We start from the raw sequence: 15994 nt of genomic DNA, 5'->3' as shown, positions 1-15994 counted from the left end.
CGCCAAATTCACGCCACTCTCGGCCTCGTCGGACAACCGCAGCACGGTCGGAGCCGATCCTTCCTGGACCAGCTCACGCAATGCAGCTGCGCCGGTGGCGAAGTCGGGGAAGCTCCACCCTTCGCGCACGGTGGTCTCGGGCAGACGGTGAACCCGCACACGCACGTGCGTGATGACGCCGAAGGTGCCCTCGGAGCCGACAAAAAGCTCACCCAGATCGGGGCCTGCAGCGGATGCCGGCGCACGCCCGGTCTCGATCACTCCACTCGGGGTGACAACGGTGAGGCCCTGAACCATGTCCTCGAAGCGCCCGTATCCAGCCGACGCCTGCCCCGAAGACCGGGTGGCGGCAAACCCGCCCAGAGTGGCGAACAGGAAGCTCTGCGGGAAGTGCCCGACCGAGAAACCGTGCTCACGCAGAAGCTCCTCGGCCCGTGGGCCGGTAGTTCCGCCGCCGAACGTCGCAATGCCCGATTCCTCGTCCAACCCGACAAGCTGATCGAACCTGCGCAGATCGAGAGATAGAACTGCGTCGAACCCGTCACGAATGGGATCGAGCCCGCCGACGACGCTGGTGCCACCACCGAACGGGACCACTGCGATCCGGTTGGCAGAGCAGTATCGGAGAACCTGCTCGACCTCTGCGTCTGTCCCTGGAGTGACGACTGCGTCCGGTGCGTCCTGCGGCTCGACGCTACGGCGGCGAAGCAGATCCGGGGTGCTCTTGCCACCGGCCCGAAGGATTCGATCGGAATCCTTGGTACTGACGTACTCGGCCCCGACCAGCCCAGCCAGCGCTTCGACATGCGACTGGGTCATAGCGGACGGAGCCACCTGGACGTCTTCGATGGCGAGACGCGATCGAGTCGGTGCGGAGACACCGAGAAATCCGGTCAACAATGATGTGACTGCGTCCGACAGTTCACGCTTCTTGGCCGGATCGCCCCAGGCGTCCCACTGCATCGGCGGTTGCAAGGCAGACTTTTCGGTGCTCATAGACACTAGTGTTACATATTTGTGTGATGTGTAAACATCCCGGTGGATCAATCCATCCATCAACCCATCGTCTTGGAACCGTCGATGGCTTCGCGAAGCATGTCCGCGTGGCCCGCATGCTGGGCCGTCTCGGCGATGATGTGCAGCAATGCGCGCCGCGCTGACCAGCGAGCTCCCGCTTCGAACCACGGCGCCGACGGCAGTGGATGCGAGATGTCGAGGCTGTCCAGCGAGGCCACCAACTCGTCGGTCCTGGCCGCGATCCCCTCGTACTCGGAAACGATGCCTGCCAAGGTTTCACCCTCGACCATCGCGAATTCGTTCGCCCGTTCCTGTTGCATCTCTTCCGACCACTGGGTCGGGTCGAAGTCCCCACCAAGTCCGGCCGGCCCTTCCAGAATGAAGTCGACCCATCCCTTTTCCGCCTGACCCACATGCTTGATCAATCCGCCGAGGCACAGTTCACTCACGGTCGGCCTCGAAGCGGCCTGCTCGTCGGTGAGGTCCTTGACGGTGAAGAGAAGGAATTCACGATGCCGACGCAGGCTCTGGAGGAGATCCGCGCGCTCGCCGGTGACGGTGGTGATCGGTGCGTTCATGATGTTTTCCTTCGCTCGTGGGTTCGTGCCCTGTGAGAACTACGTTAGAAGTTATTGCGGACAGAAACGGTCCTCATTAGAAAACGATCAAGAAAAAACTCCCGGCACCCACCGATGAAGGTGAGTGCCGGGAGTTCGAGCGAGCTAGACGAGATCAGACTGTGCGAGCCAAACGATCGGCCAGCAGGCGCGTGAAGTGCGCCGGATCGCTCAGTTCACCGCCCTCGGCAAGCAACGCCATGCCGTAGAGCAACTGAGCCGTCTCCGTCAGGTTCTCTGCATTGTCATTGGCGGCCTGCGCCTCCCGCAGACCCGAGACAAGCGGATGCTCCGGGTTGAGCTCGAGAATGCGCTTGCTGTGTGGAACAGGCTGACCCGAAGCCTTGTACATCTTCTCGAGCGTCGGAGACATGCTGAACGCGTCGCCGACGATGCAGGCAGCCGACGTGGTCAGTCGCGTCGAGAGACGCGTTTCCTTGATGTCTTCGGACAGGGTTTCGGTCAGCCACGTCAGTAGCGCGCCGAATTCCTTTTCCTTCTCTTCGCGCTCGGCCTCGGCCGCCTTCTTCTCGTCCTCGGTGTCGAGGTCGACCTCGCCCTTGGCGATCGACTGGAAGGTCTTGCCGTCGAAGTCCGAGACTGCGTCGACCCACATCTCGTCCACGGGATCGGTAAGTACCAGAACCTCGAGGCCCTTGGCCTTGAAAGCCTCCATGTGCGGCGAGCTTTCGATGAGGTGACGAGATTCGCCGGTCATGAAGTAGATCTGTTCCTGACCGTCCTTCATGCGCTCCACGTACTCGGCGAGAGTGGTCACGCCCTCTTCACTGTTGGTCGAGGCGAAGGACGAGATGTCGAGCAGCGTCTTGCGGTTGTCGGCATCGGCCATCAGGCCTTCCTTGAGCGCGCGTCCGAACTCGGTCCAGAAAGTCGAGTACTTCTCCGGCTCGTTCGCCTTCATGTCCTTGATGGTCGAGAGGACCTTCTTGGTCAGACGACGACGGATGGCAGCGATCTGCCGGTCCTGCTGCAGAATTTCACGAGAGACGTTGAGCGAGAGGTCTTGTGCGTCGACCACGCCCTTGACGAAGCGCAGGTAATCGGGCACCAACTCTTCGCAGTCGTCCATGATGAAGACGCGCTTGACGTAGAGGTGGATCCCGGCCTTGCGCTCACGCATGAACAGATCGAACGGCGCCGTCGACGGAATGAACAGCAGCGCTTGGTATTCGAAAGTACCTTCGGCCTTCATCGGGATGACCTCGAGAGGCTCGTCCCAGGCGTGGCTGACGTGCTTGTAGAACTCCTTGTACTCGTCCTCGGACACCTCGTCCTTGGCGCGAGTCCACAGCGCCTTCATCGAGTTGATCGTCTCGGTCTCGATGGTGACCTCGGGCTCCTCGCCCTCGGCCGGCGTCGACGTACGAGCGACATCCATGCGGATGGGCCACGCGATGAAGTCGGAGTACTTCTTGACCAGTTCCTTGATCTTCCATTCCGACGTGTAGTCGTGCAGGCCGTTCTCGGAATCCTCGGGCATCAGGTGCAGGGTCACGGAGCTACCCTGCGGTGCCTCGTTCACATGCTCGAGCGTGTACGTGCCTTCGCCGGTCGATTCCCAGCGCGTCGCGTGATCTTCACCGGCGCGGCGGGTCAGCAGCGTGACCTTGTCCGCGACCATGAACGTGGAGTAGAAGCCGATGCCGAACTGACCGATCAGTTCTTCGGATGCCGCTGCATCCTTGGCTTCCTTGAGCTTGCGACGGACCTCGGCGGTGCCGGACTTGGCGAGCGTGCCGATCAGGTCGACGACCTCGTCACGCGACATGCCGATGCCGTTGTCGCGGATGGTCAGGGTGCGTGCTGCCTTGTCGATGTCGATCTCGATATGCAGATCGGAGACGTCGACGTTGAGGTCTTTGTCCTGGTAAGACTCGAGGCGGAGCTTGTCCAGCGCGTCCGAAGCGTTGGAGATCAACTCACGAAGGAAGCTGTCCTTGTTCGTATAGATTGAATGAACCATCAGATCCAGCAGCTGACGTGTTTCTGCTTGGAACTCGAGCTGCTCGGTATGCGCGGTCACTTCGATCCCTTTCTCTTCTCGGACTGATCACAGGAATTTTACTTGACCGCGAATACCGCGGGTCGGCCCCCGCACAGACAAGGGAGGCCACGCGACCTGCGCGTGACCTCCCGTTATCTTCACCACCGATCTACTCGGTGACGTTCACCATCGAATAGTTCGAGACGCCGGCGGCCAGCACCCTGAGGTGATCGTCAGATGCGCCCAAAGTGTGTTCGATGGCCACCAGCCGCGAGACGTAGTGCCCGACCGGATACTCGGCTGTCATACCGATTCCACCGTGCATCTGAATTGCTTCCTGACCGATCTGATGCGCGGCGCGACCGACAGACAGCTTCGCTCGCGACGCGATGGTCGGATCGATCACTCCGTCGGCGATGGCCATGGTGGCGTACAGACTCATGCTGCTCGCCAGTTCGAGCGCCACGTACATGTCGGCCGCACGATGAGTCAGCGTCTGGAACTTCGCGAGCGGAACACCGAACTGCTTGCGCTGCTTCAGGTATTCCGTCGTCAGTCGCAGAGCTTCGGTCATGATCCCGATCGCCTCGGCGCACAGAGCTGCCTGCGCCCGAACCTCTGCTTCGACGATCGCCTCCGTGACATCGCCGCCCTCACCAAGCTGTTCGGCCGCGGCATCGGTGAACGTGAACTGCGCACCGCGACGGCCGTCGTGGGTGGCGTACGTGCTCCGTGTGACACCTGAGCCCTCCGCATCCACCAGGAAGAGCCCGGTGCCGCCGCCTGGAAGTGTGGCGCTGACGATCACGACGTGCGCGCTGTCGCCCTGCAGAACCGGGTTCTTGACGCCGGTGATCGTCCACCCCGATCCCTCCTGCGATGCAGTGGTCGTGACAGTGGCGACCGGCCAGCGCGTGCCGGGTTCCGTATGCGCGAAGGCCGACAGAGTGGTCCCGTCGCTGAGCGCCGGCAGGAGCCGCGCCCGCTGATCTGCCGAACCGACAGCCGCGATCAAACCGCCGGGGATCAGAACACCACCCAGATACGGCTCGGGTGCAAGCGCGCGGCCCAGTTCGGTCATCACGACCATGGTCTCGACCGGCCCAGCGCCCATCCCGCCGTCGGCCTCCGCGAATGGCAGGCCGAGCAGCCCGAGCTCGGCGAACTGCTTCCACACCGAGGCATTCCATCCCTCGTCAGTGGCCGAGGTGGCGTTACGCTTCTCCGCGTCGTAGCTGCGGTTGAGCAATTCACGCGTCGTGTCGCGAAGCATCGTCTGCTCGTCGTCGAGTTCGAAATTCATGTCAGATGCTCACAATCCGAGAATCGAGGAGGCAATGATGGAGCGCTGCACCTCACTTGATCCGCTGTAGATGGAAACCTTCCGGTAGTTCAGGTAGCGCGGCGCCGCCTGCTGCGCCCACTCCGGCGAGTCGATCTCGACCGTATTCACCGGCAACGAGTCCGGACCCGCAACATCCATCAGCAATTCCGTTGCGGCCTGCTGCAATTCGGAGCCGCGGAGCTTGAGCAGCGAGGACGCCGGGTTCGGCTTTCCGTCTGCCGAACTCGCCACAACTCGCAGTTGAGTCAGATCCAGCGCAAGCAAATCGTTTTCCAGCTCAGCCAACCGAGCCGCGAACAACGGATCATCGAGGAGGGTGCCGGTTCCGACGCGAACCTCCCGCGCCTTCTCTTTTGCCGTGGCGACAAGAGTTTTGGAGAACCCGACCCGCGTGACGCCCGTGCGTTCGTTGCCGAGCAGGAACTTGGCGTAGTCCCAGCCTTTGTTCTCTTCGCCGACAAGATTCTCCGCAGGGACGCGGACGTTGTCGAAGAACACCTCGTTGACCTCGACGCTGCCGTCGATCAGTTTGATGGGGCGAACCGTGATGCCGGGAGTTGCCAGATCGATGAGCAAGAACGAAATTCCGGCCTGCCGCTTCTGAGCACTTGCATCTGTACGAACCAGACAGAAGATCCACTCGGCGTGCTGCGCGAGAGTAGTCCACGTCTTCTGACCATTGACGATGTAGTCTGCGCCGTCACGAACAGCGGCCGCCTTGAGTGAAGCGAGATCCGAACCGGCTTCGGGTTCCGAAAAACCCTGGCACCACCAGATATCGGCGTTGGCCGTAGCGGGGAGAAATTTCTCCTTCTGCTCCTGCGAGCCGAAGGCCGCGATAACGGGCCCAACCATGCTCACGTTGAACGGCAACGGGTTGGGTACCGACGCCAACTGCATTTCCTCGGAATAGATGTGGCGCTGTACCGGAGTCCAGTCCTTGCCACCCCATTCGATCGGCCAATGCGGAACCGCCAGTCCGTGTGCGTTCAGAATCTGCTGGCCCGCAACGATGTCTTCACGCGTCAGCTTTCCGAATCCCGCTGCACGCGCACGAAGTTCGGGCGAGAATTCGGTGGTGAAGAACTTTCGCATCTCCTCGCGGAACGCAACTTCCTCACCGGTCAATTCGAGATTCATATGGAGTCTGCTTTCTTCTGGCAGGGTTTCAGAACAAGATTCGCGCGACGGTCTGCGCAACGACGGCAGGTTTGCCCACGCCTTCGATCTCGACGGTGTTGGTGATCTGACTCTGTAGTGAACCGTTCGGCAATTCTTCGATTGCGGAGAGCACTGCGGTATTTCGAACCTTGGCCCCGACTGGCACCGGACTCGGGAATCGAACCTTGTCGGACCCGTAGTTGATGACCATTTTCGCGCCGTCGATGCGATACACGGACTTCGACAGAAGCGGCAGGAGTGAGAGCGTCAGATACCCGTGCGCAATTGGTCCACCGAAAGGTGATTCGCGCCTGGCTCTTTCGTCGTCGACATGAATCCACTGATGGTCACCGGTCGCGTCGGCAAATTGATGGACCATCTCGCGGGTGACCTCGACCCACTCGCTCGAGCCCAGCGTTTCACCGACCGCCCCCAGGAGATCGGACTTGTTCTCGAACACCCGTGTCATCTGATCCTCCACGTTCCCGAACACTGTTAGGTTAATTGGATAATAAACTCACAGTGTAAGGTTGTCCAGTACTTTCAGACGAAAGGGTTCTGGCCGATGGCGCGACCGCGGGTTCCACTACTGAGTAAGCCGATCATCAGGGACACCGCCCTGAAACTGGTGGACGAGCACGGTTTGACCGACTTCTCGATGCGCAAACTCGCCACTGTTCTCGGCGTACAGGCACCGTCGCTGTACAGCCATTACGCCAACAAGGACGAGTTACTCGACGACGTCGCGAACGTCATCATGGAGTCCGTCGACGTGAGCGGCTTCGACTCCGACGATTGGCGCGGCGCGCTACGCACGTGGGCGCGGTCCTACCACGCCGCCCTGGGCAAGCATCCCAATATCGTTCCCTACTTGGCCTACGGTCCGAGCGTCAGGCCCATCGCCCTCGATCGCGCGAACGCCATCCATGGCGGACTGGTGCGCGCCGGATGGCCACAGCGCACGGCAACGCTGATCGGCGCTTCCGTCAAGTACGTGGTCATGGGTGCTGCGACGGCGACGTTCTCCGGCGGATTCGTGGACGATCCTGCGATCTACGCCGAGCGTTACCCGCACCTCACGCGAGCACATCTGTTGCGTGAGCGTGCTGCGGAAATCGACAGTGCCAGTTTCGAACTCGCGCTGGAATCCCTACTGGACGGGCTGGACGCCAAATATGCACTGCTGCAGCGTACTTCAGAGTAATCCCCTGAAAACTGTAGGTCGCTACTTTCGGTCGAGCACGCCGAGCATCGCAACGAAGGCCGCCTGACGATCCCCGAGAGCGGCAAAGAATTCCCGATCCGATGCTTCCACCGCACGGTTTGCCTTGCCGGCCAGGGCCGCACCCGCCTGGGTCACCACCACCGAGCGTGCCCGAGCATCGGTCGGATGTGGACGGCGTTCCACAAACCCCTTGGATTCGAGGGTCCGTACCACCTGCGATGTCATCATCGGGTCGGTGCGCGCGTACTCGGCAAGATCGCGTTGAGTTATCGAAGTCTCCGCGTCCAGCCAGGTCAGTGCGGCGAGCAGAACGAACTGCACGTGAGTCAGGTCGAAAGGCCGCAGCGCCGCGCGAATCGAAGCCTGCCAAGCATTGGTGACACGCCACAACATCAGACCCGGACTGTCGCCAGCATCCTCGAAGTCGGTTTCCAGTTTCTTCACCACAGCGTCAGTGTGTCAGCTCGTTGCCGAGCGCAGAATCTCGACGTCGTTGTCATCCAACGGAATCAAGCCACGCCGGAGTTGATACCCCCAATTCGGTGCCGAGGTCAGCGCCAATCGACTCCGGACTGCGTCGAGAGGAACGGGGTTGAACTGTTCGTACCGAACTCGCCGCCGAAACGGCTTGAAACACCCCTCGTCCGCCTGCCAGATCTCACCCTCTTCGATCACACCGAGAGCTGTGAACTCGCGCAACGGATCTCGGTCGCCCATGGACTCGACCGGCGAATAATAGACAAGCACGTCACCTGCTTTCATCCGTACCAAACCAGCTCTCTTTCCGTGCCCGATCTGTGCGATACCGAGATCCACTGCGCGACGCACATGTTCGGCACAGACAACCCCTAACCAGGCATTCATCGCCGGCCCCCTGGCGAACCGAAAGCACATTCATTCATACATTTAGTATGCGCGCTTATTATATTTCACGCAACAGATCCACTCTTGAACGTGTTCAACTCCAGGGCGTACGCTGCACTTGAACATGTTCAAAGAAGGAGTGTCGATGAGTACTCGCGGGATCGAGACCAGGGAAAAGCTGGTGGAAACAGCATTGCGGCTCTTCCGCGACGAAGGCTTCGCAGCGACGACCATGCGCAAGATCGCAAATGAGGCAGAGGTCTCGCTCGGGAACGCCTACTACTACTTCGCCAGTAAAGACGAACTGGTTCACGAGCTGTATCTCGTCATCCAACGCGATCACCGCGCGCGGGCGCTTCCACTCCTTCGCGAAGGTGGGTCACTGACAGAAAATCTCAGGATTGTTCTGCACACCGGACTCGATGTCATGGGGCCCTATCACGGCTTCGGCAGCACGTTTCTGCACGTTGCCCTGCCCACCACATCACAGTCCAGCCCGTTCTCGGCCGAGTCGACCGATGCGAGATCGATGGCCGTCGATCTGATGCGTGAAGCACTGGCGGCGTCGAAGGAGAAGACGCCGGCGTCATTGGAGACCCAGCTCCCCACGCTCTTGTGGCTCAGCTATCTGGGCGTGACGCTGCACTGGGTCACCGACGCGTCTCCGGGGCAAACTCGTACCCGATCCCTCGTCGACGGCCTGGTACCGATCATCGCGAAAGCGCTCACCCTCGCCCGGCTGCCAGTGGCACGAGGTCTGGTCGGCGATGTCGCCGCCCTGATGACAAAAGTCGTTTCTGCAGAGGGGAACACAAAACCATGAAGACCGTTGTTGTCTGTGGTGCGTCGGGTTACGTAGGCCAACACCTTCTTCGAACGCTCGAATCCAACGGGGTCGACGTTCGGACGATCGGCCGGGGAGGAACGAGCGATGCCACGTGGTCCGACGAGCACGGCGTCGCCGATGTACTCAGCGGCACGGATCTGCTCGTCAACCTCGCCGGCCGCTCCGTGAGCTGCCGCTACAACAAGCGCAATGCCGACGACATCTTCTCCTCCCGAGTGGAAACGACTGCACTGTTGGGTCGTGCGCTGACCCGCACGCCGCAGCCACCCTCACTCTGGGCGAATGCCAGTACCGGCACGATCTACCGAGACGCACGAGATCGACCGATGGACGAGAAGAACGGAGAGCTGGGAAAGGGATTCTCCGTAGCGGTCGCGCGAGCGTGGGAACACGAATTGTTCTCAGCCCCAACGCCTGTTCGCAAAGTGGCACTTCGGATGTCGATCGTCCTCGGAGCCGGCGGTGGGGCGATCAATCCGTTCGTCAACCTCGCCCGAATGGGCTTCGGCGGACGAATGGGCGACGGCCGACAGATGTTCAGCTGGATTCACATCGCCGACGTCATTCGCGCGATCATCCACGTCCACGAGAATCCGGAGATCTCAGGCCCGGTCAATATCGCATCCCCGTATCCGGTAACCAACACCGACATGATGCGGATGGTACGAGCGAAACTTGGCCGACAATATGGGTTTCCGACGCCGGGCTGGATGCTCGAGTTCGGCGCACGAATCATCCGCACCGAGGCTGAACTGGTAACGAAGAGTCGCTGGGTTTCACCAGGGGTGCTCGCGGACAGCGGCTTCCAGTATCAATTTCCGACGTTGGAGTCTGCGCTGAACCAGATCGCTCAAGAGACCCCGCGAGGGTTGCTTCCGGTTTCACTCGGCTAAATATCCTGCTCTCCGGTCCGCCCGCCGTACTTCGCAATCTTGTACTCCGTCGCAGCCAAAGACAACGTGAGCTCCTTGATCTGCCGACGAACGGTGTCCCGGTGCTCGAGCAGCATGTCGAGCCTCTCCGGAATTGTCCCTTCACCGGCGTCGACCAGTTCGACGTAGTGCTGCAGGTCGCGAATCGCCATACCTGAAATACGCATGCGGGTCAGAAACACCAGCCTGCGAACAGATTCCGGACCGTACACACGATGTCCGCTCGAGTCACGATCGACCTCGACCAGACCGATCTTCTCGTAGTAGCGCAGCGTATGTGCCGAGACATCCAGCAGGTCCGAGACTTCGGCGATCGACATCGGCTCCTGAACGTCTCCTGCATCGACGAGTCGGTGAATCACCTCGATCGACATGGGCCCGTTCACTTCCCCAAGTGCCTCGAGTGCCTTACGCATCAAGTCTTCGGTAGCCATGCTTCTCAGCCTAGAACGGACGGACAGGGCCGGCAGCATCCGCGAAATCGGCGCTGCGAGCCAGGTCGGCCCAGACGCATACCTCGGCGAGATTCTTCCGATACGACGCGGAGACACGCTCCACGGCTTCCTTTCCGAGTGGCAGACGAAGTGGCACATTCTCGCTGTGCACAAGCGAGGTGATGATCTCTGCTGCTTTCTCCGGATCACCCTCCTGAACACCGTCTGCGGCCGCCATGTCCCGCAGAACGGGATCCAGCAAATCACGGTATTCCGATGATGATTCGGCGAAGCTCAGAACGCCAGGCGTGTTGAATGCTGTACGGAATCGGCTGGGCTCGACGATCATCACCCGAACGCCGAACTGCGCGACCTCACCGGCGAGAGCCTCCGACCAACCTTCGAGAGCGAACTTCGACGCCGAGTACGCCCCGACGCCGGGAAACGACATACGGCCGCCTTGACTGCTCATCTGCACGATCGTCCCGCTGCCCTGCACTCGCATCGACGGGAGGACGGCGCGCACCAACGCGGCGGGTCCGATCAGGTGCAGTTCCATGAGATCCCGCAAGGTCGAATCGTCCACCATCTCCGCCGCGCCGACCATCCCACGACCGGCATTGTTGACCAGCACGTCGATGCGACCAAAACGCTCGAGCGCATATTCGACGACGCCCGGAGCCGCTGCGGTATCTCTGACGTCGAACGTCACCGCCGAGAACCGATCCGGATTCGCCGACGCAATATCTGCAACGGACTCGGGACGACGAACTGCAGCGACTACCGCGTCCCCGATCGAAGTGCAGACAGTGCGAGTTCACGGCCGAAACCCTGAGAAACTCCAGTGATGATCCAGGTCTTTGTTGTCATGGTCGGCAACGCTAGGGGTTAGAGCGCGCTCCAACGCAAGCCTGTGGTTCTACCGCCGAACTACACGCCGGCCCAGAGCGGTCGTTCTCCGCGAAGGAAACCGTCGACGCCGGCTTTGAAGTCGTCACTGCTGTAGATCATGCTCATCAGATCATCGTTGTCGGCAATCACTCGGGTTCTGATGCGCCGCAGGGACTCCCGAATAGTCCAGACGGTCATCGGGGCGGCGGCAAGTAGATCGCGAGATACCTGGGCAGTCAGGGTCGCGAACTCGGACTCTGTTGCACAGTCGCTGAGGAAGCCGCTCCGCAGAGCCTCGCCACTCGACATCACCCCAGCCCGAGCGATCAACGACATCAGACGCGAACTGCCGATCCTGTCCGCCAGCAAAGCCACGGAATGGATCGACAACGAGTTTCCGAGTGTGCGCGCGATCGGTAGGCAGAAGCGTGACCCCTGCGTCGCGATCCGCACATCGCACGCTGCCGACAGCAACAGCCCTGCTCCCGCGCACACACCGTCGATGACCGCGAGGGTGGGAACCCTCACTTTCTCGAGTTCGGTCAGTACGCCGACGAACCGGCTTTCGTAGTCGAGCCCGTCGTGAAAGCTCGAGAAGGTTTGAAAGTGGCCAATGTCGGAGCCCGCCGAGAACGCCTCTCCCCCAGCACCTCGGAGAGTGACTAACCGAATCTCGCGGTCGGAGTCGGCGCGCCGGCAGGCTCCGGCAATGGCGTCGTACATCTGCGGGGTCAATGCGTTGCGCTTTTCCGGCCGGTTGAACACGACGTCGAGGGTCTCGCCACGACGGATGATCAAGATTTCTTCGTGCGTTTCAGTCATGACACTCACGTTATTTCCGGTAGAGAAAAGTCGAAACACATTGCACTTGAATATCTTTGCGAATTCTCGATGCAAAGTTGCAGATAGTGCGAACGGAGAAGCGTCGACGAGGCCAGGAGACGGTGATGCCAGAACCGAACCTCGCCGACGCAGTATCAAAGGGGTGTCATGCCACGACAGCAAAAAGTGTCATGCCACGACTGTGCGCTGTGGCACGCCCGAATACTGGCTCAGCGGCCTGATCAGTGCATTCGACTGCCCCTGCTCGATGATGTGCGCCGTCCATCCGGTGATGCGGCTCATCACGAAGATCGGCGTGAACATCTCGACGTCGAAGCCCATGAGGAAATATGCAGGGCCCGTGGGGAAATCGAGATTCGGCTTGATTCCGGTGGCACTGACCATGGTCTTCTCGAGGATCTCGTACATCTGCACCCACTTCTCGCCGTCGGTCGCTGCCGCGACGTCGAGGAGGGCCTGCTTCATGGTCGGAACACGCGAATCACCGTTCTTGTAGACGCGGTGCCCGAAGCCCATGACCTTCTCCTTGGCAGCCAACTTCTCCGACATCCAGGCTTCGGCGCGGTCGGGGTCGTCGATCTCGAGCATGTCGTGCATGACAGCTTCGTTTGCACCGCCGTGCAACGGGCCCTTGAGCGTGCCGATAGCAGCGGTCACTGCGCTGTAGATGTCCGAAAGTGTGGACGTCACAACACGAGCGGCGAACGTCGAGGCGTTGAAGGAGTGCTCCGCGTACAGGATCAGCGAGACCTCGAAGGCCTTCACGATCGCCGACTCCGGAACAGCACCGAAACACATGTTCAAGAAGTTTTCGGCGAAACCCAGGTCCGACTGCGGCGCGATGGGATCCTGACCGCGCCGGCGGCGGAAATCGGCTGCGACGATGGTCGGCAGCACAGCCGTCATCCGCAGCGCCTTGGCCAGATTGGCCTTCTCCGAGTTGTCGTCCTCCGCCGGATCCTCGGCGCCGAGGTAGCTGATCGCCGTGCGGACAACATCCATGGGGTGGCAGTTGTCCGGCATCTTGGTCAGGAGTGAGAGCAGTGAGCGGTCGGCACGACGGGCCGCACGCTCACGCAGGCAGAGTAATTCGAGCTGCTCGGGAGTCGGCAGTTCGCCGTACCAGAGCAGGTGCGCAACTTCTTCGAAGCTGCAGTTCGCGGCAAGGTCCTGCACTGCGTAACCGCGATACGTCAACGAATTCGTCTCGGGCACTACCTTGGAGATAGCCGTCGTATCGACGACAACTCCGGCCAAGCCCTTGTAGATCGTCGGAATCTGTTCGGTCATGTCCTACTCCCCTCCAAGCTGAAATTGAAAATGCCACTGTCGAATTCGTTGTAGCGCTCGTACTCGAGAATCTCGTACAACCTGCTGCGATGCTGCATTTCGCCGAGCAGTCCTTCTTGCGTGCCCTCCGCAAAAATCTCGCGCAGACCCTTTTCGATAGCGAACATCGCCAGCCGAAGGGTGGTCACGGGGTAGATGACGGCGTTGAAACCGATCTCTTCCAATGTCTTCGCCGAAATGAGGTTCGACTTCCCGAACTCGGTCATGTTGGCGAGGAGCGGAGTGTCGACTGCTGCGCGGAACTTCTCGAAGTCGGCCTCGGTGGCAAGAGCTTCGGTGAAGATCAGATCGGCACCGGCATCCACATAGGCCTTTGCTCGCTCGATCGCCGCGTCGATACCGTCGATTCCGGCAGCATCGGTGCGCGCGCAGATGACGAAGTTCGGGTCACGACGCGCCGACACTGCAGCACGAACACGGCGAACCATGTCTTCGGTGGGCACAATTGCTTTGCCGTCGAGGTGCCCGCAGCGTTTGGGGTTGATCTGATCCTCGAGGTGCAGACCGGCTATTCCGTCGTCCTCGAAGATCGTGACCGTGCGGGCCGCGCTCATAGGTTCACCGAAACCGGTGTCGGCGTCGACGAGCGTCGGGAGGTCCGTGACGCGCGCGATCTGCTTGCTGTGGCCGGCGACCTCGGTCAAGGTGGTCAGTCCGATGTCGGGAAGCGCCAATCCGGCGGAGTACGCACCACCTGAAACGTAGACACCCTCGAACCCGATTTCCTCAATGAGCTTGGCTGTCAGCGGATTGATCGCACCCGGGAGTCGTTGAATCTTTCCGGACGTCAGTCCGGCCCGGAAGGCAATCCGCTTGTCGGCTGCAGACGTCGCGGCTGCGATGAGGCCCGACATCAGAAAAGTCCCTTGGCGACCTTGGGAGCCCGAGCGAGAACGTCTTCGGAAACGGTGAAGGTCAGCTGATCGAGTTCGCCTGCCTTCAATTCGGCGGTGCGCTGAGCCGCATCGAGGAAGCGGTCCTGTTCGCTCGGCTCGATGACGCCCTCGGCGAGGGTGCGGAATTTCGCGACGTACTGATCGCGAGCGAACGGACGTGCGCCGAGCGGGTGCGCATCGGCCACCGCAAGCTCGTCGACGATGACTTCGCCGCTCTTCAAGGTGATCTCGGCGCGAGCACCGAAAGCCTTCTCGTCCGGATCCGTCGAGTGGTAACGGCGTGTCCATTCGGGATCTTCGCGCGTGGAGATCTTGTTCCACAGCTCGATCGTGTCCGCGCGCTGTGCACGCTCGGACGCGTAGGAATGTTCATGGTGCCACGTACCGTCCTGTAGCGCAACGGCAAAGATGTACATCACCGAGTGGTCGAGGGTTTCACGCGAGGCGGTCGGGTCGAACTTCTGCGGATCGCCGGAACCGGTGCCGATGACGACGTGGGTGTGGTGGCTGGTATGCAGGACGATCGAGGCGATCTGGTCGAGATCACCGACACGAGAACGCATTCGGCGAGCGAGGTCGATCGGCGCCTGGCTCTGGTACTCCGCGGAGTGTTCTTTGGTGTACGAGTCGAGGATGGCGCGCTTCGCCTCACCCGAACCGGGCAGCGGAACGTGGTACTCCTTGTCCGGGCCACCGAGTAGCCAGGCGATGACGCCGTCTTCGCCTTCCCAGATCGGTGACGGTGCGCCCTCACCGCGCATCGCGCGGTCGACCGCCTCTACGGCAACCTTGCCTGCCAGCGCAGGCGCGTACGCCTTCCAACTGGATATCTCGCCCTTGCGGGACTGACGTGTCGCCGTCGTGAGGTGCAGCGCCTGGCCGATTGCCTGGTAGACCGTCTCGGTGCCCAGGCCCAGCAAAGTTCCGATACCTGCCGCAGCCGAGGGGCCGAGGTGTGCGACGTGGTCGATCTTGTGCTCGTGCAGGCAGATAGCCCGAACCAGGTCGATCTGGATCTCGTAGCCGGTCGCCAGACCACGAATCAGGTCTCGACCGTCACGGCTGGTGTGCTGAGCGACGGCGAGGATCGGCGGGATGTTGTCTCCGGGGTGCGAGTACTCGGCGGCGAGGAACGTGTCGTGGAAATCGAGTTCACGAACCGCGACACCGTTGGCCCAGGCGGCCCATTCAGGCGAGAACGTACCGGGGATACCGAACACGGTGGAGCCCGGCGTATACGGATGCGACTGTGCTTGCGCCCGCGCATTCACCACGGGACGGCGCACCAGGGAAGCTGCGGCAACTGCCGCGTTGTCGATGATCCGGTTGACGATCATGTCGGATGTGGCGTCGGTGACGTCGACGGAATCCGTCGCAACTTCCGCGATCTTCCACGCGAGGTGGTCTTCCTTGGGGAACTCTTCGGCAGAGCGGTGAGTGCGTACGAGATGCGTCTTCATCGGTCCTCTTCTCACGTTCTTCGGTATCTATTTGCACGCTACGCAGCTCATTCACCTCGGGATAGGCCCTCGCAATTGCCTATTTGTGCAATGACAATGCTGCAATG

General features: G+C 61.0%; 16 protein-coding genes and 1 pseudogene. 3 read left to right on the top strand and 14 right to left on the bottom strand.

Annotated features, from left to right (window positions below; all coding sequences use genetic code 11):
- The 6 genes from A2J01_RS29640 to A2J01_RS29615 form a co-directional block, all read right to left on the bottom strand.
- Nucleotides 1-963 (bottom strand): FAD-binding oxidoreductase (locus tag A2J01_RS29640; protein WP_156519444.1); only part of this gene is annotated, 963 nt, incomplete at its 3' end.
- A gap of 92 nt (nucleotides 964-1055) precedes the next feature.
- Complete coding sequence (locus A2J01_RS29635; protein ID WP_030535159.1) at nucleotides 1056-1595, bottom strand: DinB family protein; 540 nt, start codon at nucleotides 1593-1595, stop codon at nucleotides 1056-1058.
- A gap of 154 nt (nucleotides 1596-1749) precedes the next feature.
- Nucleotides 1750-3678 carry a molecular chaperone HtpG gene (gene htpG / locus A2J01_RS29630; RefSeq protein ID WP_063315798.1) on the bottom strand — a complete coding sequence of 643 codons (1929 nt, stop codon included), beginning with the start codon at nucleotides 3676-3678 and terminating at the stop codon, nucleotides 1750-1752.
- 130 nt (nucleotides 3679-3808) lie between these two features.
- Complete coding sequence (locus A2J01_RS29625; RefSeq protein ID WP_064114158.1) at nucleotides 3809-4942, bottom strand: acyl-CoA dehydrogenase family protein; 1134 nt, start codon at nucleotides 4940-4942, stop codon at nucleotides 3809-3811.
- Between the two features lie 9 nt (nucleotides 4943-4951).
- A complete protein-coding gene (locus A2J01_RS29620) occupies nucleotides 4952-6124 on the bottom strand; it encodes an acyl-CoA dehydrogenase family protein (RefSeq protein ID WP_064114157.1) in 1173 nt (390 codons plus the stop codon).
- 28 nt (nucleotides 6125-6152) lie between these two features.
- A complete protein-coding gene (locus A2J01_RS29615; RefSeq protein WP_042453553.1) occupies nucleotides 6153-6614 on the bottom strand; it encodes a MaoC family dehydratase in 462 nt (153 codons plus the stop codon).
- A 96-nt stretch (nucleotides 6615-6710) separates the two neighbouring features.
- Here A2J01_RS29615 and A2J01_RS29610 point away from each other — a divergent pair, with 96 nt between their 5' ends.
- On the top strand, nucleotides 6711-7349 hold the full coding sequence (locus tag A2J01_RS29610; protein WP_042452773.1) for a TetR/AcrR family transcriptional regulator: 639 nt from the start codon (nucleotides 6711-6713) through the stop codon (nucleotides 7347-7349).
- Nucleotides 7350-7370: 21 nt separating this feature from the next.
- Here A2J01_RS29610 and A2J01_RS29605 read toward each other — a convergent pair whose 3' ends face one another.
- Both A2J01_RS29605 and A2J01_RS29600 read right to left on the bottom strand, forming a co-directional pair.
- The gene (locus A2J01_RS29605) at nucleotides 7371-7817 is read right to left on the bottom strand and encodes a MarR family winged helix-turn-helix transcriptional regulator (RefSeq protein ID WP_080726731.1); all 447 of its coding nucleotides are present in this window, start codon (nucleotides 7815-7817) and stop codon (nucleotides 7371-7373) included.
- A 12-nt stretch (nucleotides 7818-7829) separates the two neighbouring features.
- Nucleotides 7830-8234 (bottom strand): EVE domain-containing protein, encoded by a 405-nt coding sequence (locus tag A2J01_RS29600; RefSeq protein WP_042452776.1) that lies wholly within the window; start codon nucleotides 8232-8234, stop codon nucleotides 7830-7832.
- Between the two features lie 145 nt (nucleotides 8235-8379).
- Here A2J01_RS29600 and A2J01_RS29595 point away from each other — a divergent pair, with 145 nt between their 5' ends.
- A complete protein-coding gene (locus A2J01_RS29595; RefSeq protein ID WP_064114159.1) occupies nucleotides 8380-9057 on the top strand; it encodes a TetR/AcrR family transcriptional regulator in 678 nt (225 codons plus the stop codon).
- Nucleotides 9054-9974, top strand: coding sequence for a TIGR01777 family oxidoreductase (locus A2J01_RS29590; protein WP_042452778.1), 921 nt, complete (start codon nucleotides 9054-9056; stop codon nucleotides 9972-9974). Before A2J01_RS29595 ends, A2J01_RS29590 begins: the two co-directional genes overlap by 4 nt.
- Here A2J01_RS29590 and A2J01_RS29585 read toward each other — a convergent pair.
- The 6 genes and pseudogenes from A2J01_RS29585 to prpD form a co-directional block, all read right to left on the bottom strand.
- Nucleotides 9971-10447 (bottom strand): MerR family transcriptional regulator, encoded by a 477-nt coding sequence (locus A2J01_RS29585; protein WP_064114156.1) that lies wholly within the window; start codon nucleotides 10445-10447, stop codon nucleotides 9971-9973. The genes A2J01_RS29590 and A2J01_RS29585 overlap by 4 nt on opposite strands.
- Before the next feature lie 10 nt (nucleotides 10448-10457).
- Nucleotides 10458-11317: pseudogene (locus A2J01_RS29580) on the bottom strand (SDR family NAD(P)-dependent oxidoreductase).
- 60 nt (nucleotides 11318-11377) lie between these two features.
- Complete coding sequence (locus A2J01_RS29575; RefSeq protein WP_064114155.1) at nucleotides 11378-12160, bottom strand: enoyl-CoA hydratase; 783 nt, start codon at nucleotides 12158-12160, stop codon at nucleotides 11378-11380.
- 189 nt (nucleotides 12161-12349) lie between these two features.
- Nucleotides 12350-13471 carry a bifunctional 2-methylcitrate synthase/citrate synthase gene (locus tag A2J01_RS29570; protein ID WP_047269777.1) on the bottom strand — a complete coding sequence of 374 codons (1122 nt, stop codon included), beginning with the start codon at nucleotides 13469-13471 and terminating at the stop codon, nucleotides 12350-12352.
- Nucleotides 13468-14385, bottom strand: coding sequence for a methylisocitrate lyase (prpB, locus tag A2J01_RS29565; protein ID WP_058226554.1), 918 nt, complete (start codon nucleotides 14383-14385; stop codon nucleotides 13468-13470). The genes A2J01_RS29570 and prpB overlap by 4 nt, the downstream gene beginning before the upstream one ends.
- The gene (gene prpD / locus A2J01_RS29560; protein ID WP_007732586.1) at nucleotides 14385-15887 is read right to left on the bottom strand and encodes a 2-methylcitrate dehydratase PrpD; all 1503 of its coding nucleotides are present in this window, start codon (nucleotides 15885-15887) and stop codon (nucleotides 14385-14387) included. The genes prpB and prpD overlap by 1 nt, the downstream gene beginning before the upstream one ends.
- Nucleotides 15888-15994 lie beyond the last annotated feature (107 nt).

It is taken from the genome of Rhodococcus sp. EPR-134 (assembly GCF_001647205.1).
Lineage (GTDB): Bacteria > Actinomycetota > Actinomycetes > Mycobacteriales > Mycobacteriaceae > Rhodococcus_F > Rhodococcus_F qingshengii.
This window is presented reverse-complemented; position numbering and strand designations above follow the sequence as displayed.

Excerpts from the sequence above, each read along its gene's own strand:
- A2J01_RS29635 (WP_030535159.1), bottom strand. The coding sequence starts at position 1,595 with ATGAACGCACCGATCACCACCGTCACCGGCGAGCGCGCGGATCTCCTC.
- A2J01_RS29625 (WP_064114158.1), bottom strand. The coding sequence starts at position 4,942 with ATGAATTTCGAACTCGACGACGAGCAGACGATGCTTCGCGACACGACG.
- A2J01_RS29620 (WP_064114157.1), bottom strand. The coding sequence starts at position 6,124 with ATGAATCTCGAATTGACCGGTGAGGAAGTTGCGTTCCGCGAGGAGATG.
- A2J01_RS29615 (WP_042453553.1), bottom strand. The coding sequence starts at position 6,614 with ATGACACGGGTGTTCGAGAACAAGTCCGATCTCCTGGGGGCGGTCGGT.
- A2J01_RS29610 (WP_042452773.1), top strand. The coding sequence starts at position 6,711 with ATGGCGCGACCGCGGGTTCCACTACTGAGTAAGCCGATCATCAGGGAC.
- A2J01_RS29600 (WP_042452776.1), bottom strand. The coding sequence starts at position 8,234 with ATGAATGCCTGGTTAGGGGTTGTCTGTGCCGAACATGTGCGTCGCGCA.
- A2J01_RS29595 (WP_064114159.1), top strand. The coding sequence starts at position 8,380 with ATGAGTACTCGCGGGATCGAGACCAGGGAAAAGCTGGTGGAAACAGCA.
- A2J01_RS29590 (WP_042452778.1), top strand. The coding sequence starts at position 9,054 with ATGAAGACCGTTGTTGTCTGTGGTGCGTCGGGTTACGTAGGCCAACAC.
- A2J01_RS29585 (WP_064114156.1), bottom strand. The coding sequence starts at position 10,447 with ATGGCTACCGAAGACTTGATGCGTAAGGCACTCGAGGCACTTGGGGAA.
- A2J01_RS29575 (WP_064114155.1), bottom strand. The coding sequence starts at position 12,160 with ATGACTGAAACGCACGAAGAAATCTTGATCATCCGTCGTGGCGAGACC.
- A2J01_RS29570 (WP_047269777.1), bottom strand. The coding sequence starts at position 13,471 with ATGACCGAACAGATTCCGACGATCTACAAGGGCTTGGCCGGAGTTGTC.
- prpB (WP_058226554.1), bottom strand. The coding sequence starts at position 14,385 with ATGTCGGGCCTCATCGCAGCCGCGACGTCTGCAGCCGACAAGCGGATT.
- prpD (WP_007732586.1), bottom strand. The coding sequence starts at position 15,887 with ATGAAGACGCATCTCGTACGCACTCACCGCTCTGCCGAAGAGTTCCCC.